The organism is Sphingobium sp. YBL2 (assembly GCF_000943805.1).
In the GTDB taxonomy this organism is placed as follows: domain Bacteria; phylum Pseudomonadota; class Alphaproteobacteria; order Sphingomonadales; family Sphingomonadaceae; genus Sphingobium; species Sphingobium fuliginis.
On record NZ_CP010959.1, the window covers coordinates 1 to 20,552 of the forward strand.

The window sequence follows — 20,552 nt, forward strand, 5'->3', positions numbered from 1 at the left end:
CGACGGCTTACGTAGCGCAATCCCTGGCAGAGAAGCTGGCGCCGACGTCCCTCAAGCTCGCCTACCGTGAATCTGTGGCCGAATAATGCACAGGGGCCTTCTTGGCGTAAGCCGTTTCGACCAGCTCGCGCCCCAAATCTTCGACCAGCGCGACGTAGGACGGGAACAGCACGCGGTAGAGCTGCTGATCGTCGTTCAGGACTGCCGTAAAGTCGGCGAGGTCGCATTTGAACGCGGACCCGGCGGGGTCGGTCATCACCAGCGGCGCGGTGGACGTAACAGGGAAGCCGTTGACGTAGGTCCGATACGAGGCGAGCGCCATTTCCGAGGCGAAGCGAAGGCATTGTCAAGTTGCCACAGCCGGCCGCGCCTCGATAAAATGATGAGATGACAGGTTCTCAACTTTACCGCGGTTTCCGCTACCCTCGGGAGATCATCAGCCATGTGGTGTGGCTCTACTTCCGGTTCTCGCTGAGCTTTCGCGACATCGAGGAATTGATGGCAAGCCGGGGTATCGTCGTGACTTACGAGACGATTCGCCAATGGACTCTGCGGTTCGGCCAGCAATACGCTGCTGAGCTGCGCCGACGTCAGCCACGACGGGGCGACAAATGGCACCTCGACGAGGTCGTGCTGACGATCAAGGGAAAGCATCATTACCTCTGGCGTGCAGTTGACCAGGACGGCCATGTCCTGGATGTCCTCGTGCAGAGCAGGCGTGACCGGCAGGCGGCCAAGCGGTTCTTTCGCAAGCTTCTCAAGGGCTTGCGCTACGTGCCGCGGGTTCTGATTACTGACAAGCTCAAGAGTTATGCGGCCGCTAAGGCTCAGATCATGCCGGGCGTAGAGCATCGCCAGCACAAGGGTTTGAACAACCGGGCCGAGCTATCGCACCAACCGACGCGCCAGCGAGAACGGCAGATGCGCCGCTACAAGTCACCGAGGCACGCGCAGCGTTTTCTATCCGCGCATGGGCCGATCAACAACGTCTTCCGATGCCAGCGCAACCGCCTGTCGGCGCAGCAGTACCGGCACGTGCGTACTCAAGCGTTTTCTCTCTGGAATGAGGTCACCGATGTAGCGAAGAATGCATAACCTGGGACATTTGTTATCCGAGCCGCGGCCATTTCGCTCCGGATTCCGAAACTCGTCTCGTCGGCTCAGCAACTTGACAATGCCCTGACGAGGGTTATACTATGTTTATGTATAGTTATTACATTATCAATAACTCAGTTATTGTTGCAAAGCTTAGCCAGTAGAACATGAAATATAAGAATATTGAATCTGGTTTGCCCGATCTAAAAATCGGTTGGAAATGGCTAACCGAGCTATTTTCAGAGCCGAGTACAACGCCTAACGTCAATTACTTCCATTTTGTATCAATCTCAAGAGGCTTACATACATGTCTAGTGACAAACTCCATATTACATCCCGTTCCGGATATTACATAGCTTCAGTAATACTGGGAATTGCCCTGATGGTAAATAGTTTATCTGTTAGTGCACACAATGACCATCCACTAGGTCGGGAACAGATTGATTGGGATGGCGCCCCTCAGGTCCTGCGCACCATAGCACTTGGCATGGATTTTCGCGGAGGGGGTATTACCGTTGCGCATCGTCCGAATGGAAAAGTGGAAACACGTGATGGTCGAGAATGCTTGGTGGGACCACACTTTTTGTTTGATATTGATGACAAGATAGCATTTGATTTAGATTCAGATGTGGAAATCGAGTTAATTATGGATAGATCAGCCTCCAGTGGTTTCAACCTGTCCTATGATCGTTCCGTTCACCCGCTTATGATCAATCACAAATTTGATCAGAAAGACCGGTGGGCACCGGTAAAACTTGTACTTGAACGGGCCCGGCTTGCAAACCGTAAATTAGATCACACTGACCTGAGTATCTCGGCGCCCAATGCGCTATTTCCAACGGATTCCTACCAAGAAGATCAGGAGGTCGTAATTTGCGGGATGAAGTTGACGTTTATAAGTTCAGCGAACCAGAGTCCTGAGCCTAACAGGGGAAAGCTCAACCTTCATGTGACAGCCGAAGATGGTACTCTGATCACTACTCGTATGGGTCTGTATAAACCAGATGGGCTTGCACCGATTCCAAGCGATCAGGCTATTAACGTTGACCGTTATGGTGAAACTATAAACCAGGTTGTACTACGCACTGTTCCAAGCCGCTGGCCTTCCGAGGGCCGTTTTGCTCACTATATCAATGGCAATTACGGGGCAGAGCTTGAGGCAGGTAGGTATCAGCTTGTACTGACCAAGGGACCTGAGTTCAGGATGCATACCGAAACTCTGGATATTGAACCGGGTAAAACGCTGAATAAAATGGTGGTGCTCAAGCGTTGGCGTGATCTGCCTGCGGAGGGCTGGTATTCGGCCGATAATCATATTCATATTGAAAGACCCGATCCGAGTTACAATCGTGGCATTCTGGCTTATACTCAGGCAGAAGACGTCCACCTTTCAAATCTGCTGCAAGCGGGTAATGTCAGCAGCAATTCTCATTTTTCGCAATATGCATTTGGTTTGCGTGGCCAGTATCTGGTGAATGATTATTCACTTGTTTCCGGTCAGGAATCTCCCCGGACATCGCATTTAGGGCATTCTATCGGCCTAAACGGGCAGGCTTTTCACGGTCCGGGCGATAAACCTTATCTTTATGTACGTACGGCCGATGCAATCCATGCCGAGGGAGGGATGTGGGGTTATGCCCATGTATTTAGGAATGTCCTCCATGTTAACAGGGGGCTTGCATTGGATGTTCCATTAGGAATTGTTGATTTCGTGGAGGTTTTGCAGCTGAATATACTAGGTACTGAATATCTGTACGACTTTCTTAATATGGGGTTCAAGCTGCTTCCTTCAGCAGGTTCAGATTATCCCTACTTTGACGAGGTGGGCTCCGAGCGCATTTATGCACGGCTCGAGGGTGAGTTCACTGTTAAGGCCTGGTTTGATGCTTGGCAACAGGCACGATCTTTTGTCAGCAATGGTCCGGTAATCGAGTTTTCTGTTAATGGTAACGAGCGTACTAATGAATTTAGTATGTCAAAGGGAGAACGGTTGTCCATTCACGCAATTGCCGACATAAACCCGGATTTTGACGAACTGGAGCGCCTGGAGCTTGTCGTGCACGGAGAGGTAGTTAAAAGTGCGAAGCCCTCAAAAAAGGGCGTACCGATAGTTCTGGATTACGAAGTGCAGGCTGAAAAACCTCTTTGGTTTGCACTTCGCACTTACGGTAAAGGATCAGCCAAGGCCCACACCGCCCCTTTTTATGTTAGTGTTGATGGTGACAACGATTTTCGTAACCGTAAAAAAACTAGGGCACTGGCTCAAAAGTATTCAAAAGTCTTGGTGGCAATGAAGGAATCCACACCGTCCTTGGATGAAGAGCCTGAGCACTTTGACACACACAATGACATATTGCCAATGTGGCAGGCCAGTAAACCTGAATTGGATATGCGTATCGATAAAGCGTTGAAAATTTACCGGGAGCTGATGCAAAAAGACAATTGATATCTGAACTGCAGATAATCACTATTATTGGATGGATGGTAAAGAGAAGCGGATACAAGGGACATCTGTGTGATGAATATTACATGAATCCGTAGGTTTATATGCGGCTTCGCCCACCCACACATCGTTTACCCGATCATCCATCACATAATATGAGCGAAATTTGGCCCTGTCCCATTCGCCAAGGCGGCCGGGGTCAATGTGGAGACCATCCGTTTCTATCAGCGCAAGGGCTTGTTGCTGGAGCCTGACAAGCCCTATGGCAGCATCCGCCGCTATGGCGAGGCGGATGTAACGCGGGTGCGCTTCGTGAAATCAGCCCAGCGGCTGGGCTTCAGCCTGGATGAGATCGCCGAGCTGCTGCGGCTGGAGGATGGCACCCATTGCGAGGAAGCCAGCAGTCTGGCCGAGCACAAGCTCAAGGACGTGCGCGAGAAAATGGCTGACCTGGCGCGCATGGAGGCCGTGCTGTCTGAGTTGGTGTGCGCCTGCCATGCGCGAAGGGGGAACGTTTCCTGCCCGCTGATCGCGTCACTACAGGGTGGAGCAAGCTTGGCAGGTTCGGCTATGCCTTAGCGTGCTTTATTTTCCGTTTTCTGAGACGACCCCTATTTGAGCCAGTCGGCCACTTTCGCCCGACCTGCCTTAGTGCGGGCCAGAGCGCGTGGCGTCTTGTGGCCGAGAGCCGGAACCGGCTCATCGAGCGTTTTCGCATATTCACGGGTCAGCATGTCGTGAACGATGCGCTCCATTTCGTGCGGTGGGATAGCCCAGAATACCGCCCATGCCGTGCGTCTCCCAAACGGTCGATTGCGGGAGGGCTGCGCCGATCGCGGCCGGGATCGCCGAAATGGCCTATTAAGTGTCCCAAAACCGTCTCTTGTTTCCTTCTCCGAAATCCGACTAGGTAGCGTCGAGTTTTCGGAGAAGGCCTTTGCTCGTCGGCTATGCGCGCGTGTCCACCAGGGACCAGTCCCCTGCCCTACAACTCAATGCGCTCCGCGAAGCCGGGTGTGAGAAGGTGTTCACCGAAAAGGCATCGGGCGCGCAGCGCGATCGGCCGGAATTGCGGGCTGCGCTCGATTATCTCCGCGCTGGCGACACGCTGGCGGTGTGGAAGCTCGACCGGCTCGCGCGCTCAGTCCGGCAGCTCGTGGAGACGGCCGAAGATCTCGCCAAGCGCGAGATCGGCCTTAGGGTGCTCACCCAGGCGATCGACACCACCAGCCCCGGCGGGCGGCTTGTTTTCCATGTCTTTGCGGCCGTGGCGGAGTTCGAGCGCGAGCTGACCTTGGAGCGTACCCACGCCGGGCTTGCCCAGGCCAAAGCATTGGGACGGCGCGGCGGGCGTAAGCCTGCGATGGGGCCGGCCGAGATCAAGCGGGCCAAGGCGATGCTCGCAGACCCGACCATTACCGTTGAAGAGGTGGCGTCGCAGCTCGGGGTACAGCCATCGACGCTCTACCGGCACATACCGGGCGGGCGCAGCTCGCTTAGCCAGCCAGGCTAGTCGGAGGCCGTCGTTCGACGGCCGAGTCTTTGCCCCACCCACACAACCCTTGGGCCGAACCTACGGCCCGGCAATCAGGCGAACAGGTCGCCGATCGCGCGAAGCCGGAAGGCGTTGCGCCAACGGCGCCGACGATGTTCGCTGGCGTCATGGACCATGTGGCAACGCTGACAGAGCGCTGCCAGGTTGCGCGGCCCGTTGTCGCCGGGATCATGGTTCAGGTGCGCGCTGGCGAGGACAACGCGCGTAACCCGCACATGGGCGGGCGGGTCGATGCCGGCGAACCCCGGCTGTGCTAGCGCCAGCTCGTCCGGCTTTAGCAGGTAGCGAAGCCCCCTGCCCTTCCCGTCACGCCAGCGTGTCGCGTCCTCGTCCCACCAGACGCCATTCCCTAAGTGCAGCACGTCGCGGCCGTGCGGGCGTCGGCAATGCTCGCAACGTCCCTTGGCGCGACGAAACCGGATTATGTCGGACAACTCGCGCCAGTCGATCGGATAGAGCCAGCGATGTTCGCGCGCGATCGGCATGATGATTCTATGAGTCAGCCGGGAGCGGAACGAAAGCGAAAACTTCGATTTACGCCCCTACTCGCCTACAAACCTTCATAGTGTCACAGGCGGAAAGGTCAGTAGTGCAGAATTATGCCGCTGCGAATTTGCGCGGCCGACCACCCTTACGACCGTTGGCGCGCGAGGCTGCGACCTTGACGGCCGTGCGGGAGCGACCCCCTTCCGCGCCGAGCTGGCGCGCCATCCATTGCTTCGAGCCGAACACGCCCTGGAGCAGCGCGGGAACGTAGAGGTCCGCATCAAGCTTAGGCCAGTGCAGCCCCAAGCCCGCTGGGCTGACTTCAATTTCAGCAAGGTTGTCGGGTGACGCATCGGCCAGTCCTTCCGCGAGCCGCGTCGGAAACGTCAGCTCGACTCCGGTATTGAGCGCGACCACGACCCGCGACCGGCGACGATCGTAGCGGGCGGACACGGCATGGCCGGCGGCGCGGATTGTTTCCATGCGCGCTTCCGCTTGCGCCAGCTCCTGCTCAGTAATCGCCATGTATCGTCCTCCATTCCGCGCATAACGTCGGCACCAGCTCGACCAGCGCCGCTTCGATCCGATTTACGTCCGGCACCTTGAACCCGTAGCTGTCCCGCAGTTCGGGCGGACCATCGGGACAGTTGAGGTTGAACACCGCCTCGCCTTCCGCGCCCTTCACATGGACATGCGCCGGACGATGATCGTTGGGCCAGATCACGACCCGCAGGCCACCGATGCGATAGACGACGGGCATGGGCCAACATATCAGAAACCCAAGCGCTAGGGAATAGTTGCATGGCGAGCGCGTCCCTTGCGGGACCGCGCTATCTCCGCTGCGCTCCGACCGAGCCGCTTACGGCGTCTCGGCGCTGGCGCGTGACGATCGCTCGCGCAAGAAGATGCGAAGGGTCTTTCCTTCACGCTCAATAACCTTCATAGTGTAACAGGTAAGAGGGCGAGAAGGGGCGAAGGTGCAAATCTACTCACTTATCAGCCAGAAGGGCGGGGCGGGTAAAAGCACCCTTGCCCGTCAGCTCGCGGTCCTCGCGGGCGGGATGGAGCCTAGCTTTATCATCGACCGCGACCCGCAGCGCACGACGACAAAATGGTGGACGCGGCGCGAGCAGATCGAACCGCCCTTTGAACGCCCCGAGCTGGTCGACCTAGACGGCATCACCTTGACCGACGCGGCCAAGAGCCTTCGCCGCAAGCCCGAGGGCGCGCTGTTCATCGACACGCGCCCCGCCGTCGAAGAGCCGGAGGCCGAGGCGGCGCGCGTGGCGGACTTGGTGATTGTGCCGGTGCGGCCTTCTCCCGACGACCTTGAGGCGGTCGGCGAGACGTTGAAGATATTGCGTCGTCTCGACCAGCGCGCGGTCGTCATCGTCAACGCAGCGAAGAACGATTCCCGCGCGACCGCGGCGCGCGCCGCGCTGTCGCGATACCCGGTCCCGGTTTGCCCGACCCACTTATCCGATCGCACCGTGTATCTGGACGCCTCGCTTGAGGGGAGGGGCGTGACGGAAATGCGCGGCCAGGCGGCGCGCGACGCGGCCGACGAGCTGCGGCAGGTTTGGAGCTGGATTCAGGAGATACGACATGAGCAGTAAGCGCACCGGGCGCGCGCTCGCCGACGTAATGGGCGAGCTGGACGAGGAGCCGATCGCGGCCCCGATCGCCGCGACGACGGCCGACGCCCCGCCCGGTCGGGACAGCGCGTCGCCGGCAATCGTGCCGATCAACGTGCAAGTCACCCCGCGCGACCGCAGGCGGCTTCGCCAGCTTAGCCTCGACACGGGGCTTAGCTTGCAGAAGCTAGGGCATGAGGCGTGGAACCGGCTGCTGGAGGCGCGCGGGCTAGAGCCGCTAGAGGCGGTCGCCGCCAGCGTGCCGAGCGGCCGATCGCGCCGCTAACCTTGGAGCCTTTATGACTAAGAAGGGCAGAAGGAAAGAAGGCGAGTTTACCGGCGTGCTGGACCAGCTCGACCTGTTCGTGACGTTGCCGGGCGACATACCGACCCACGACGAACAGGAAATGATGGAGCGGCCGTTTTTTAGCCTCTCCAAGCAGCGCCGCAGCGAGCCGATCGACTACTCGGTTCAAAACGGCACCACGACCGTCACCGTCAACGTCACGGCTCCGGCCGAGATCGGCATCGCGACCATCTGGGATTGCGACATACTGATATGGGCGGTGTCGCAGCTCCGGGCGGCTAAGGCGGCGGGGCAACCGACGACGCCGCACTTCCACGTCCCGCTCTACGAGCTGCTACGTGGGATCGACCGGCCGACTGGGGGCGACGAGTATCGCCGGATCGTGGAGGCGCTTGAGCGTTTGAGCGCCACCCTGATCCGCACCAACATCCGCCAGGGCAAGAAGAAGCGCCCCGAAGGTTTCCACTGGATCGAGCGCTACTCGGCACCGACCGACGACTTGGGGCGATCGACCGGCGTCGAGTTCACCATATCCGATTGGCTCTACGAGGGCGTGCTGACCGACCGCCTCGTGCTCGGCATCGACAGGGCCTATTTTAAGCTGACTGGCGGGATTGAACGGTGGCTTTACCGCGTCGTGCGGAAGCATGGCGGACATCAGGCGGCGGGTTGGGCCTTCACCATGAAGCAGCTCCATCACAAAAGCGGCAGCACCCAGCGCCTTGCCGACTTCGCCAAGGAGTTGCGGATTGCAGTCGAGCGGCAGCGGCTACCCGGCTATTGGCTGGAATTGGTGAGGAACGATGAAGGTGAGGAGGTTCTCAACTTCACAGAGCGGTGCCAGCTCTCGACCGACCATCCAGGCTTTCAGTTCAAGCGCCTTCCACGCCCCCCGATGGGGTTCCCGGCCGACTGAATGTCAGGGGCCAAAACCCCGATAGTGACCAAGCTCCGACTATCGGGGGAATGGCCCCTGCGAATCACGGGGTTTTGGCCCCGCGAATCACGGGGTTTTGGCCCCCGAAACAGCCGCTAACCCTTTGACACTACAGACCTAAAACGCTCCGTAAGAGTCTTAAACCTCCTATTATATAGGAGATTCTTCTTAATGACTTGGGCCTGTGGATAACCCAAATCGATCAACCCAATCGGGGGCCAAAACCCCGATAGCAGACGCTACAACAAACCGCAGTGCGATCGACCAAGGGAGAAAGACCAATGGAATCAGCCTGTGGCCGATGCGCTTTCGCTTCGTGCCGCCTTCGGCGTCACAGAGGCGGCGCAAGCGCCGCTTGCTAGGCGGGAAAGAAATAGGGCGGGTGGCGACAGAATCGCTCGCTACAGCCGCCCAGGCGCGTTGTCAGGGCAGGAGAGGGGTTTGCGGGTAGTTCGAGGGTGCTCGACCATCGCGAGTGTCCCCAGGAGGCTTAAATCAGGCCGGATCGAACAGGCCGGCGAACTCGCGCTGATCGTAGTAGCGGATTTTCTCTACTGCGAGCGGGTGTTCACCCTGGCGCAGCAGCAGGAGCTGGTCGGGCCGCATCCGCATGATTTGGCCTAGTCGGCCCGAAGCTGCGATTTCGGCCAAGTCGGAGAACGTTTTGGGAACGTGGCATTCGGTATTGACGATGGAAATCATGGGAGAGGACAGTTCGCTCCATCATAGGGAGTGGGTTGATGGATCGGAGTATTTCGGGCGGGGATTTGATCGGACGATGGAGCCTGAGCTTTGCCGATATTGATTTTGTAAATTCGAAGCCGGCCCTGACGCGCCTCGGCCTCGCCGCGCAGCTGAAATTCTTCGCTTCCCTGGGGTTTTTCGCGACCGATCCCGGCTCAATCCCTACCGATGGCCTCTCGTATCTGGCCGAGCAACTCGGTGTCGAGGCTGGCGAGATAGCTGGTTATGACTTTTCCAGTCGGACAGCACGACGGCATTGTGCGGAGATCCTGATCCATCTTGGATATCACCGCATGAAGCGGGTGGATCGCGAGCAATTGACGGAATGGATTGCTGGCGAGCTGTGCCCGGGCGGCCAGTCGATCAATGCCATGCTTGAGCATGTTTTCCTGTGGTGCCGGGACCGGCGTATTTATGGGCCGTCGCGCAAGGAGCTTGAACGTGTCGTTCGCTCACAACGGCAAGATTATCTGGACACCTGGCTGATCGGAGCCAGTGACCGGCTTTCGTCAGATGCGGTGGCGTTATTGGAAGCCTCGCTTGCCGATCCGGACAGCTTGACCGGATTCAACAGGATGAAGGGTGACGCCGGACAGGCAACGCTCGACAACATTCTCGACGTGACCGAGAAACTCGCCTTTATCCAGAGACTTGATCTTCCCCATGATCTCCTGACGGCTACGGGCAAGCCATGGGTCGATCAGATTGTTCGCCGCGTTGCCGGTGAAAAGGCCTCGGAGATGCGCCGGCATGCGCCGGCGCGACAGCTCGGCCTTTATGCGATTTATCTAATGTCGCGGGAGGCGCAACTCACTGACGCGATGATCGACCTGCTGATCGAAACCGTTCACAAGATCGGAACGCGCTCGAAACGCAAGGTGGTGGGCGATATCGCGAAAGACATCGAGCGGGTCTATGGAAAGGAGCGCTTGCTGGTCGAGATCGCCAGCGCCTCGATCAATGAACCATCGGGGCGCATCTGCGATGTCATTTTCCCGATCGCCGGTAAGGACAGGCTGGCGGCGATCGTCAAGGAGAGCCATGCGAAGGGCGCTCTGGACCGGCGCATCTACAAGGTGATGCGTGGTTCCTGGGCCAATCATTACCGGCGCATGCTGCCAAGCCTGCTTTCCGTACTTGGGTTCCGGTCGAACAACGCGGTGTGGCGGCCGGTCCTGGCGGCCCTCGACTGGATCAGGAGCAAGGTGGATGACGGATGCCGCTTCGTGCCATTGCAGGATGTTCCGATCGATGAGGTGATTCCAGCGCGATGGCGCAGTTCCGTCATTGATGACGATGGGCGGGTAAACCGGATCAGCTATGAGCTTTGCGTCCTGACGCAACTGCGCGACCGCATCCGCTCCAAAGAAATCTGGGTGGTCGGGGCGGATCGCTACCGCAATCCCGATGACGATCTTCCCAAGGATTTCGAGATCAGGCGAGAGGCGTATTATTCCAGCCTCAGCCTGACGCCAGATGCGCGGGCGTTTTGCGCCTCGATCCGGGAGGAGCTTGAACAGGAGCTGTTGCTCCTCAATGCCAATATTCCACAAAACGACAAGGTTCGGCTCCTGTGGCGCGGCGACAACCGGATATCGATTACACCGTTCAAGCCCTTGCCCGAACCGAAGGGCCTCGCTTCGATCAAAAGCGAGGTCGGTCAGCGCTGGCCGATGACCGGACTGCTCGACGTGCTGAAAGAGGCTGCTCTGGACACGGGATTGATGGAGGCTTTCGAAACGTCGGCCTCGCGGGTTACTCTACCGAAAGCAGCCCTGGATCAGCGCCTTTTGCTGTGCCTCTATGGCTTGGGCACGAACGCCGGGCTCAAGCGGATCGCTGGCGCCACACCCGACGTGAGTTACGAGGAATTGTTGCATGTCCATCGCCGTTTCATTCACGCGCCAGCGCTGAGAGAAGCGTGCGCGCGGGTGGCAAACGCAACACTGGCAATCCGCAATGCCACAGTATGGGGAGACGCGGGCACGGCTTGCGCGTCCGATTCAACGAAGTTCGGCGCGTGGGACCGCAACCTGATGACGGAATGGCACGCCCGCTATGGCGGCCGTGGCGTCATGATCTACTGGCATGTGGAGAAGCGCGCGACCTGCGTTTATTCCCAGCTCAAGCGGTGCTCTTCCTCGGAGGTCGCCTCCATGATCGAGGGCGTGCTACGCCATTGCACCGACATGGAAATCCAGCGTCAGTACGTCGATAGTCACGGCCAGAGCGCGGTCGGCTTTGCGTTTTGCCGACTCCTTGGATTTGAGCTTGCCCCGCGGCTAAAAGCAGTCGCACGCCAGAAACTGGCCCTTCCCCAAGCCGGCATGCGCACGCGGCTTTCCAATTTGCTGCCGATCCTCTCCAGTCCGATCGACTGGGACGAGATCGAGCAACAATATGACGAAATGGTCAAATATGCCGCTGCCATGCAATCGCGCACCGCCGATCCGGAAGCGATCCTGCGCCGGTTTGCCAGAGCCGAAGTGATGCACCCGACCTACAAGGCGCTGAGTGAACTCGGCCGCGCGATCAAAACAATCTTCCTATGCCGGTATTTGCGTCAGGAGGCATTCCGCCGCGAGATCCACGAAGGGCTGAATGTGGTTGAGAACTGGAACGGCGCTAATGGTTTCGTGTTCTTCGGCAAGGGCGGCGAGATCGCCACCAACCGCATCCATGAGCAGGAAATCTCCGTTCTGGCGCTACACCTCCTGCAAGCGTCGCTGGTGTATGTGAACACCCGCATGCTTCAGACCGTACTGGTTGAGCCGAAGTGGGCGGGGCGGATGACGCCGGAAGATTATCGTGGTCTCACGCCGTTGATCTACAGTCATGTGAACCCTTATGGCCGCTTCGACCTCGACCTGAACGACCGGATTGATTTTGGACGGCTTGCGGCGTGAGGCGGCTGATCGGCATATAACATTTGGGTACACCCCAGAGTGATAGGGCCGAGTGACACCATTCGTCTGTCACAAAAGGGTGGGTTTGCGCTCAATGTGACGATACACTGCAAGAGCCACCCTAATGTGACGGATTTTGCACTTGGCTCGTATCGGATATGCCCGCGTCAGCACCACGGACCAGGATCTGGATATCCAGATTGGCCGCCTCAAGAATGCAGGTTGCGAAATTATCCGTTCCGAGACCGGATCGGGGGCCTCGCGGAGCGGGCGCACGGAACTGGAAACGATCATGCAGTTTATGCACACCGGCGACGAGCTGGTCGTGCTGCGGCTCGACCGGCTCGGCCGCTCCACGCGCGATGTCCTGAACCTGGTGCATGAGCTTGATGAAAAGGGAGCTTCGCTGCGCATCCTTGAGCCAGAGGTGACGACGGCGGGCGACATGGGGCGAATGGTCATCACCATACTCGGCATGGTCGCCGATATGGAGCTGAAGTTCATCAAGGATCGTCAGCGCGCCGGGATCGAAGCGGCGCGCGCCGAAGGCGTTTACAAAGGCCGGAAGAAGAACGTCGATGACGATGAAATCCGCCGTCGCCTTGCCGCCGGCGCCAGCAAGGCCCGCGTTGCCCGCGACCTGAAGGTCTCACGAATGACCGTCTATCGGGCGCTCGACATTATTCCGTCACAGACCAAACTGCCGGAAAAGCCGCCCACTGCCAGCATCGCCCTGCATCTGATTATCGAGAACTTCAACAAGCGTGGAAGAGGTAGAAAACCCGCTCGGGAGCGGATTGAGGCGATGCTGGAACGCGACTACGCCATGGTAAAAAACGGCAATTGTGATTACAAACTGACCGTCGCCTATGACCCCGATCCGGATGGCATTTCCCTTGATGAGGAAATCCAAAGCCTCCTCTCCGAGATGTTCAACATCGCAGAGAGCTACAATTGCTCCATGGAAGCCGATATCTACGAGGTCGGTGGTCAGCAACGGTCCTGGTAGAATCAATCAAGCGTTCAGTGTTCGTTCTTCAACCTGGCCAAAATCGCAGCTTCGGGCCGACTGGGCCGATTTCGTCGGGCGTGGCGAGCCGCCGGGCGGAGACGTGCCCGCTAACGCTTTCCGAGGGGCCGGCGCGATTTTCGCCCCAACCAGTGCCGCGCGACGTGCTGACGGTATCATATTCGATCGTGGTGTCGCCGATCGTGCGCGAGAGCATGTCGGCGGTGGCATGATCGTTCACCCCGGAATGCCTGGATCACGCCTGCGTTGGACATGAAGGTGCCAGCGCGTTCGCCGTAGTTTGCCTTGAGCTGGTGCATGTCCTGGAGGATCGGCCAGAGCTGGAGGCCATAGCCCGCCATCAACCCCATCGCGCGTTCGACCGGTTCGAGGCGGCCGAGCGCGGCGAACTCGTCGAGCAGGAACAGCACGGGCCGGGCAGGGCGGGCGGTGGACCGCGCCATGTCGGTGACGGCCTGGCTCACCAGCAGCCGCAGCCAGCGGGCATAAGTATCGAGCCGATCGGGCGGCAGGCACAGGAACACGGTGGCGGTCGTGGCCTTCAATTCCGCGAAGCTGAAATCCGACGCGGCCGTGCTGGCGACGATGCGCGGGCTATCGAGAAAGTGGGTGTGGCGCTGCGCCGAGGACAACACGCCGGCGGCTTCGCGATCGGACTTGCCGAGCTGGCGGTTGGCGGCGCGGGCGATCAGACCACCGGCGCCGGTGCTGTCCTGCATATCTGCCAGCAGCGCGGCAAAGCCGGCAGGGGCGAGCGTCAGCTTGTCGCGCACGGTCGCCAGCACGCGGGCGTGGGCGGGTTCGTGGACGACGGTGTGCAGGATCAGCCCGGCGATCAGCGCCTTGGCTTCCTCGTTCCAGTGGGCTTCGCCCGATTGCCCCGGCGCGTCATGCACCAGCGCGTCGGCGAGGGTGTTGGCATCTTCTGCCAGATCGAGGCTGGCGGGATCGAGCCGGTCGAGCGGATTGTAGCGGGCAGGGGGCTGACCCGACACGCCGAACGGATCGAGACACCAGACCTTGCCCTTGGCGGCACGCGCGCGGGCGGTGACACGCGCGTTCTCGCCCTTGGGATCGATGCAGATCACCGAGCGATCGAGCAGCAGCAGGTTGGGGATGATCGTGCCGACACCCTTGCCCGATCGGGTGGGTGCCATCGTCAGCAAATGCGCCGCGCCGTCGTAATGCAGCAGCTTCCCCGACTTCGCCGAGCGGCCGATAAGAAGATCCCCGTTCGCTTCCAGCTTCCGCACATCAGCCCGGTCGCCGAAACGGGCGGAGCCGAGCAGATCATTGCGCTGGTTGGCGGCACGCCGGTTGAAGCGCCAGGCCAGGAATAGGATCGCGCCGGCGAGCAGGAACGGAATGTCGGTCGCGATCTCGCCATAGCCGAAGATGCTCTTGAGCCAGGCGTTGCTCGCCATCAGCACCACGAAGGCGACGAAGACCGCAAACAACGGGCTGATCCGTCGCCTGGGCATCAGTGCGTGCCCATCGGCGTGACCGGCAGGGACCGATCGGCGTCGGGATGATCGAGCAGCCGGAGCAGGATTTGCGAGACGAGGGGAGGGGGCACGCCCTCGTCCAGCATCATCGCGAAGAACGCATCATCGTTGGGCGTCGGGATCATGTCTTCGATCACGAGGTTGGCGCGCGAGTCCGCCATGTCCTCGTGCCACATGGCGACTTCCGCCGGCGTGCCGCGCACGAAATCCATCGCGCGGACTTGGCGGCGGATCGTCTCGATATCGAAATCGCTCATTACCTGTCCTCTCTGGCGATCATGGAACATCCGGCAGATTTGCAACGCTGTCCGCCAACGACCGAGCAAACCCGCGCAGCGTGGCGACATGGCGAGAGAAGGTCGCACGATCGAGAACGATCGGATCGCCGAGAACCGGCAATTTCTGCGACGGGGTGGACGCGGCGGCGAGCTGATTGAGCGCCTTCTGATTGTAGACGGGGATACCGTGCGCGCAGAGATTGCGGACCGTCACCGCCTCGACCACGCCACGGCGACCGCCCTTGAAGCTCGACCACCCCCGATTGCCCAATTTCAGCAGCGCCGCACCCCACGCCTCAACCGGCGTGCCGGTGATCCAATACTCGGCCGCTTGATCGATCGGTGCAGTCGCATCTATGCCCGCAAAGGCGGTCCGTTGTGCCCCCTTCTTGGCCTCTGTACATTATTCGGACACAGATTCACGGTAGCGGCTTGATGAGCAGCGGCATGAGGCCATCGGCATCGAGGTCGAGGCTCTCGGACCAGATATAATCGCCGGTGAGATTGATGCGGTCCCATCCCAGCGGCGACAATCGGGACAGCATGGCGGGATCGACAGGTGTGCCGCGGTGCCGCAGTTCATCGACGGCACGACCGAGATAGCGGCAGTTGAAAAGAATGATGGCGGCCGTGACGAGGTTGAGCGCTGCCGCGCGGGTCTGCTGGTTCTCCAGGCCACGGTCGCGAAACCGCCCGAGCCGATGGAAGGCGACAGCGCGGGCCAGGCTGTTGCGTGCCTCGCCCTTGTTGAGTTCGGCGGTGACCGTCCGGCGCAGATCGGTGTCGTCGAACCAGCGCAGCGTGAACAGTGTGCGCTCGATCCGTCCGACCTCCCGAAGTGCCGCAGCAAGACTGTTTTGTTGACGATAGGCGGACAGCTTCTTCAAAATCAGCGACGGTGTGACAGTGCGGTCGCGCATCGCCGCGATGACCTCCGCAATTTCGGCCCAATGGCTGACGATCAGGTCCCGACCGAGGCGGCGCCCGAACAGCGGTGCGAGCCGACCATAGCGCCGCGCGGGCTCGAAACCATAGAGTTGTCGATCCGACAGGCGCGGAATGCGCGGCTCGAAATCGAGGCCGAGCAAATGCATGACGGCGAACACGATATCGGAGACGCCGCCACCATCGGTGTGGAGGGCGGTGATGTCCGCGCTGCTTTCGTGGCCGAGGATGCCGTCGAGTGCGTGGATCGCCTCGCCCGCCGTCCCGGCGATGACCGTCTGATGAAGCGGTGCGTATCGATCGGTGATGGTGGTGTAGATCTTGACCACGGGGTCGCGACCGTAATGTGCGTTGACCGTTCCTCCGGCTTCGCCGGCACCGCCGAGATAATAAGCCTGCCCATCGGCCGATGCGCGATGCCCCGAACCAAACCAGGCGGCGAGCGGTTCGGCATGGATAGCGTCGGTCAGGCTGGCGAGCGCGGCGCGAAACGTTTCCTCGCGCATATGCCACGTCTGCATACGCAACAGTGCGCGACGCGAGGCGACACCGCAAACTTCGGCCATGCGCGACAGACCAAGGTTGGTCGCCTCCGCGATCAAGGTGGCAAGAAAGGCGCGTTCGTCGGCGGGAGGCAGACCGGTCGAGACATGGCCGAAATGCTGGATGAAGCCGGTCCATCGTTGAACCTGCGACAGCACATCCGTGATACGGGTGGCAGGCACCATGCCGTAGCAGGTGAGCGCAAGTTGCCGCCCTTCATCCTGACCAGGGTCTTCTTTGGGGTCTTTCGGAAACCGCAGCCGCTCGCCGGCAAAAAGGGGGGGATCGCGTTTGTCCAGATCGCGGGCGACCTCGCGCAGGGCGCTATCAAGCCTTGCCGCCCTCTCGTCGAGCCAGGCGTGCGGATCGCCGAGCGAGAAAGCGGGCTTCGGTACGGGGCTGGCCGGTGGGGCAAGCAGCACACTGAGCGCGCGATGGACGCGCGCGGTCGGCACCCAGATACCACCGGATGCCAAAGCATTGGAAAGCGCGCTGTAAGTCGCCATCTCCCAATGGGTGCGATCGATCCCGCCTGCGGTCATGACATGCCGACGCCAGCGGTGCTCGACATGGCCAAGCGGCACGTCATCGGGCAACGCCCTGCGCCAGTCTCCGTCGAGATCGGCGAGGATCGCCATCGCATCGCGCAACGGCTGCATTCCGGCCCGGCCCTGGAAATCAAAAGCGCGCACGAACGACGGCCCCATCCGCTTGAAGGCGCGATATTCCGCCGCGATCTCGTCCAGAACCTCGTTCCGGTGCGGTGAGGCGGTACGTCGGATGATAGCGGCGTCGGCGTCGATGATGTCGAGGGATGCCACGGCATCGACCGCCGCGGCGACATCGCCGCCAGCCCGGGCCGCCTGGCTGATCGCTTCCAGAACCCTGGCGATGCGTAACATCCGTTCGCGGCCCTCGCGGCCGGAAACGGCCACGCGCTGTTCGAGCCGTTTGCGGGCGCGCAGATGGGCCCGCCCCACGAGCGCAATGAACATATCGATCGCCGCATCGGTCAGTGTCGCCTCCAGCTCGCGCAGCGTCGCGAGCAGCACGACCCGCCTGCGGGCCGGGCGCATTTGCTGGAAAGCCTGTGCCGTGTAGCGCACACCCTCCCGGGCGAATTGCCCCAGGCGCGGTTCGTGGCGAACATCAGGGGAGAAAGCCGATATGCCCGTCCCACGAATCAGCGTGATCTTTTCGACGATTTCCAAAAGCGAAGCGGATGCGACACGCGGTTCTGGCTCGCGCAGCCAGGACAGACGGCTCTGCCGGTCATGCACCTTGTCATCGATCAGCGCGTCGAGTTGCTGACGCATCTCATGGCCAAGGCCGCCATCGATCGCGGCCACGAGATCCGTTTCCGCCTGATGTATCGCCTCGGCCGCCATGCGCTCCACGACGCTGACACCCGGGATCACGATCCGACGCGCGCGCATCTCATCCAGAAGCCGGCCGAGCAGCGCGCGTCCGTCGATGATGCTCGCCGCCTCGTTTGTCAGCCATGTCCGCAATTCCACGCGGTGCGGGCGGCTCAGATCGCTGAAGCCGAAGCGCGTCTTGATCGCGGCGAGCTGATCGTAGCGCGTGGGCGTGCGTCTGGCGAAATCAGCTATGACCTTTGCATCCACCCCGACCTGCTCGGCAATATGGTCGAGCATGACCGCAGGCAGCAGTTCCCCGTGGCGCAGATGCCGGCCCGGGTAGCGCAGGCAACAAAGCTGCAGGGCGTAGCCGAGTCGGGTGGCGGGCGTGCGCGCGGTGTCGATCGCGGTCATGTCCTCACCTGACAGACTATAGTGCTTCACGATCGCCGCCTCGTCGTCGGGCAACATCAGCAGGGCAGCGCGCTGCCGCGTCGTCATCGGAATCCGTCCGGGCATCTTTGAACCTCCAAAAACCACTTGCCTTTCGGCATGATTCTGAAAGAGGATTGTGAAAGACAAGAGGCCGCAGGAATCCGTTCATGCCGCACTGGCCTCCGGATACGGCCGTTTGTGAAAGGCAGGATTTGACCAGGGCACCCTATCTGATCGGCTATGCGCGGGTGTCGAAGGGTGACGAGCAGTCGAACGCCGCCCAGCGCCGCGCCCTCGACGCGGCTGGGTGCAGGCGCGTGTTCGAGGAAATTGCCAGTGGCGGGCGCTGGGACCGGCCAAAGCTCCTGGAGATGATCGGCCAGTTACGCGACAGTGACGTCGTCGTCGTCTGGAAACTCGACCGGCTATCGCGCAGCCTCAAGGATCTGCTGCACATTATGGAGCGGATCGAGGCGGCGGGCGCGGGCTTCCGCTCGCTGACCGAGGCGATTGACACCACCACGGCCGCAGGTCGCATGATGATGCAGATGGTCGGGAGCTTCGCCGAGTTCGAGCGCGCCATGATCCGCGAGCGCACCTCCGCCGGCCTCGCCCAGGCGCGCGCCGAAGGGCGGATCGGCGGACGCCGGCGCAAACTCGGCGAAAAGCAACGGCGCGAGATCGCGGAGTCCGTCATCTCCGGACGAAAATCCGGCGCCGAGATGGCGCGGCTCTATCATGTCAGCGAGCCGACCGTTTCGCGCATCGTCGCCGCGCACCGACAGACTATGGAGCTACCGGCATGAAACGCGGCCACGACCTGACCGGGCTGATGAAGTTCGCGACACGGCCCGAGTGGGCCGACGACCTGCATGACGCGCTCGACGATCATCTGGGGCCGGTTCTCACGCAGTTCGACATCGATTCCGACGAACTGCCCGGCATCATCGGGGATCACTGGGCCATGACCTTGTGGGGCTGCGCGTTCGAGGACCTGGTGACCCGCGTCTTCGAGCCCGATGGCCGCAACATCGTGGACGAATATCTCAAGCGCCGCGGATGGAACGAGGCCGGCCCCAACAAGCTCTACATGCGCGCGCTGAAGACCTCCGTCATGAGCGTCTATGAAGTCAGCGCGATCGAGCCCGGCGTCGGCTTCCTCGCGCGAGATCTGATCCGGGGCGGTGATCCCGTCCAGGTCCGCGAGCGCACCGCGTCCAGGACGCTGGGCCCGTGGGATCGGATCGGCGTGCGCATCATTCCGGTGAGCGGGCATAGGATCCTGGCAGGCGGCCTGCTGTCCTTTACAGCGGAAGCCACCAGCGCCCTTCTCGAGGCATTGCGCCTGGGACAGGGCAAGCGCGGCCCGCGCGCGAAACTAGTGATCGACGATGATCAACTGCGCGACCTGGCGCCGCTCATCTCGATGGTCTGGCTGTTCGACATCTTGCCCAGGATGCTCGAGCCTGTCGCCATCCCCACGCTGCATAACGCCGATGGCGAGGAGGTTGTTTTCCACCGTGTCCGTTTTCCGTTCACGCGGGGGACGACGCAGGCACTCATCGGCGACCGCCTCGATACCGTGCCCGCCCTGCAGCGGGAAACGTCACATTTCTGGAACTGGCTCGGCACCAGAACAAAACAGGGCAAGAAAGGCACCGGCCAGATGGCGTGGGGTGTGTCAATGGAAGACGGCACGCCGGTGCTTGGGAATCTGGAACTCAAGGGCCGCGCTCTGATCCTCTCCGTCACCTCGGCCGAACGTGCAGAACGCGGCGTTGCACTCGTCACCCAGGCGCTCGGCGCCCTGGTGGGAACACCTTTGACCGAGATCGAGACGATCGAACAGGCGATGGCTGCGCGTCAGGAAGGACGAACCGTGTCGGAGCCGGCACCGGACATCCCGGTCGAGGTCGCCACCCCGCTTGTCCACGGCATGCTCGATCGTCAATACCGGACACTCCTCGATGAGCCTGTCCCGATGCTCGGCGACAAAACGCCGCGACAATGCGCCGGCAGCAAGGCCGGACGCGACCAACTCGCCACGTGGCTAAAACATCTCGAAAATCTCAGTGGGAGACACGCTGACATCGATGATCCGATGGCGACGTACGACTTCGGGTGGATATGGCAGGAACTCGGGATCGAAGAACTGCGCCGGTGACGGCTTGACCCCGCAACGATGAAGGACATGCTGGCCGCCTGATAGACACTGGAGCCGCCTTCACCAACGGTGCCTGCGGATTTGTATTGCGCACGGCTGCTCGCAGGTGCAGCATGAGGATGCCTTTCAGGCATCCTCTCCTAAAACTATGGCCGGCCGTTGTGCCGGCCTTTTTGTGTGGCCG

19 protein-coding genes and 2 pseudogenes are annotated in these 20,552 nt (G+C 60.7%); 11 read left to right on the forward strand and 10 right to left on the reverse strand.

Annotated features, from left to right (window positions below; translation table 11 throughout):
• Window positions 1-61 precede the first annotated feature (61 nt).
• Entirely contained in the window at window positions 62-322 is a 261-nt protein-coding gene (locus TZ53_RS25295; protein WP_044663663.1) for a hypothetical protein, read from the reverse strand.
• A gap of 65 nt (window positions 323-387) precedes the next feature.
• On the opposite strand from TZ53_RS25295, the gene TZ53_RS25300 reads away from it, so the two are divergent.
• From TZ53_RS25300 to merR, 3 genes and pseudogenes are all read left to right on the forward strand, one after another.
• Window positions 388-1,095 (forward strand): IS6 family transposase, encoded by a 708-nt coding sequence (locus TZ53_RS25300; protein WP_044663628.1) that lies wholly within the window; start codon window positions 388-390, stop codon window positions 1,093-1,095.
• 307 nt (window positions 1,096-1,402) lie between these two features.
• Window positions 1,403-3,541: a CehA/McbA family metallohydrolase gene (locus TZ53_RS27060; RefSeq protein WP_157009905.1), complete on the forward strand. Its 2,139-nt coding sequence runs from the start codon at window positions 1,403-1,405 to the stop codon at window positions 3,539-3,541.
• Window positions 3,542-3,718: 177 nt separating this feature from the next.
• Window positions 3,719-4,117, forward strand: a pseudogene (merR, locus tag TZ53_RS25315) (Hg(II)-responsive transcriptional regulator); the annotation flags it as partial.
• 32 nt (window positions 4,118-4,149) lie between these two features.
• On the opposite strand, the gene TZ53_RS27065 reads toward merR, so the two are convergent.
• On the reverse strand, window positions 4,150-4,293 hold the full coding sequence (locus TZ53_RS27065) for a hypothetical protein (protein WP_335930306.1): 144 nt from the start codon (window positions 4,291-4,293) through the stop codon (window positions 4,150-4,152).
• Window positions 4,294-4,475: 182 nt separating this feature from the next.
• Between TZ53_RS27065 and TZ53_RS25320 the strand changes: the two genes are divergently transcribed.
• Window positions 4,476-5,051 (forward strand): recombinase family protein, encoded by a 576-nt coding sequence (locus TZ53_RS25320; RefSeq protein WP_044663667.1) that lies wholly within the window; start codon window positions 4,476-4,478, stop codon window positions 5,049-5,051.
• Window positions 5,052-5,125: 74 nt separating this feature from the next.
• On the opposite strand, the gene TZ53_RS25325 is transcribed toward TZ53_RS25320, so the two are convergent.
• From TZ53_RS25325 to TZ53_RS25335, 3 genes are all read right to left on the reverse strand, one after another.
• Window positions 5,126-5,578, reverse strand: coding sequence for a hypothetical protein (locus TZ53_RS25325; RefSeq protein ID WP_044663668.1), 453 nt, complete (start codon window positions 5,576-5,578; stop codon window positions 5,126-5,128).
• Window positions 5,579-5,690: 112 nt separating this feature from the next.
• Complete coding sequence (locus TZ53_RS25330; protein WP_044663669.1) at window positions 5,691-6,104, reverse strand: DUF2442 domain-containing protein; 414 nt, start codon at window positions 6,102-6,104, stop codon at window positions 5,691-5,693.
• Window positions 6,091-6,339, reverse strand: a complete 249-nt coding sequence (locus TZ53_RS25335; protein ID WP_044663670.1) for a DUF4160 domain-containing protein — start codon at window positions 6,337-6,339, stop codon at window positions 6,091-6,093. Before TZ53_RS25335 ends, TZ53_RS25330 begins: the two co-directional genes overlap by 14 nt.
• Before the next feature lie 217 nt (window positions 6,340-6,556).
• Here TZ53_RS25335 and TZ53_RS25340 point away from each other — a divergent pair, with 217 nt between their 5' ends.
• From TZ53_RS25340 to TZ53_RS25350, 3 genes are read left to right on the forward strand one after another with little or no spacing between them, the layout of a single operon-like run.
• Window positions 6,557-7,195, forward strand: a complete 639-nt coding sequence (locus TZ53_RS25340) for a nucleotide-binding protein (protein ID WP_044663671.1) — start codon at window positions 6,557-6,559, stop codon at window positions 7,193-7,195.
• Complete coding sequence (locus TZ53_RS25345; protein WP_044663672.1) at window positions 7,185-7,499, forward strand: hypothetical protein; 315 nt, start codon at window positions 7,185-7,187, stop codon at window positions 7,497-7,499. Before TZ53_RS25340 ends, TZ53_RS25345 begins: the two co-directional genes overlap by 11 nt.
• Before the next feature lie 13 nt (window positions 7,500-7,512).
• Window positions 7,513-8,436: a replication initiator protein A gene (locus TZ53_RS25350; RefSeq protein WP_083434661.1), complete on the forward strand. Its 924-nt coding sequence runs from the start codon at window positions 7,513-7,515 to the stop codon at window positions 8,434-8,436.
• 516 nt (window positions 8,437-8,952) lie between these two features.
• On the opposite strand, the gene TZ53_RS27405 is transcribed toward TZ53_RS25350, so the two are convergent.
• Window positions 8,953-9,159: a hypothetical protein gene (locus TZ53_RS27405; protein ID WP_044663673.1), complete on the reverse strand. Its 207-nt coding sequence runs from the start codon at window positions 9,157-9,159 to the stop codon at window positions 8,953-8,955.
• A 38-nt stretch (window positions 9,160-9,197) separates the two neighbouring features.
• Here TZ53_RS27405 and TZ53_RS25360 point away from each other — a divergent pair, with 38 nt between their 5' ends.
• Entirely contained in the window at window positions 9,198-12,107 is a 2,910-nt protein-coding gene (locus TZ53_RS25360; protein ID WP_044663210.1) for a Tn3 family transposase, read from the forward strand.
• 142 nt (window positions 12,108-12,249) lie between these two features.
• The gene (locus TZ53_RS25365) at window positions 12,250-13,116 is read left to right on the forward strand and encodes a recombinase family protein (RefSeq protein ID WP_006953933.1); all 867 of its coding nucleotides are present in this window, start codon (window positions 12,250-12,252) and stop codon (window positions 13,114-13,116) included.
• 28 nt (window positions 13,117-13,144) lie between these two features.
• Here TZ53_RS25365 and TZ53_RS25370 read toward each other — a convergent pair.
• The 4 genes and pseudogenes from TZ53_RS25370 to TZ53_RS25385 all read right to left on the reverse strand — a co-directional run bounded on the left by TZ53_RS25370 (window position 13,145) and on the right by TZ53_RS25385 (window position 18,288).
• Window positions 13,145-14,618, reverse strand: a pseudogene (locus tag TZ53_RS25370) (type IV secretory system conjugative DNA transfer family protein).
• Complete coding sequence (locus TZ53_RS25375) at window positions 14,618-14,899, reverse strand: hypothetical protein (RefSeq protein WP_044663674.1); 282 nt, start codon at window positions 14,897-14,899, stop codon at window positions 14,618-14,620. The pseudogene TZ53_RS25370 and the gene TZ53_RS25375 overlap by 1 nt, the downstream one beginning before the upstream one ends.
• Window positions 14,900-14,918: 19 nt before the next feature.
• Complete coding sequence (locus TZ53_RS25380; RefSeq protein WP_044663675.1) at window positions 14,919-15,146, reverse strand: hypothetical protein; 228 nt, start codon at window positions 15,144-15,146, stop codon at window positions 14,919-14,921.
• 193 nt (window positions 15,147-15,339) lie between these two features.
• On the reverse strand, window positions 15,340-18,288 hold the full coding sequence (locus tag TZ53_RS25385; RefSeq protein WP_233431824.1) for a Tn3 family transposase: 2,949 nt from the start codon (window positions 18,286-18,288) through the stop codon (window positions 15,340-15,342).
• Between the two features lie 128 nt (window positions 18,289-18,416).
• Here TZ53_RS25385 and TZ53_RS25390 point away from each other — a divergent pair, with 128 nt between their 5' ends.
• Both TZ53_RS25390 and TZ53_RS25395 read left to right on the forward strand, forming a co-directional pair.
• On the forward strand, window positions 18,417-19,010 hold the full coding sequence (locus tag TZ53_RS25390) for a recombinase family protein (RefSeq protein ID WP_007683474.1): 594 nt from the start codon (window positions 18,417-18,419) through the stop codon (window positions 19,008-19,010).
• Window positions 19,007-20,368, forward strand: coding sequence for a hypothetical protein (locus TZ53_RS25395; RefSeq protein WP_007683476.1), 1,362 nt, complete (start codon window positions 19,007-19,009; stop codon window positions 20,366-20,368). The genes TZ53_RS25390 and TZ53_RS25395 overlap by 4 nt, the downstream gene beginning before the upstream one ends.
• The last annotated feature ends 184 nt before the right edge of the window (window positions 20,369-20,552 follow it).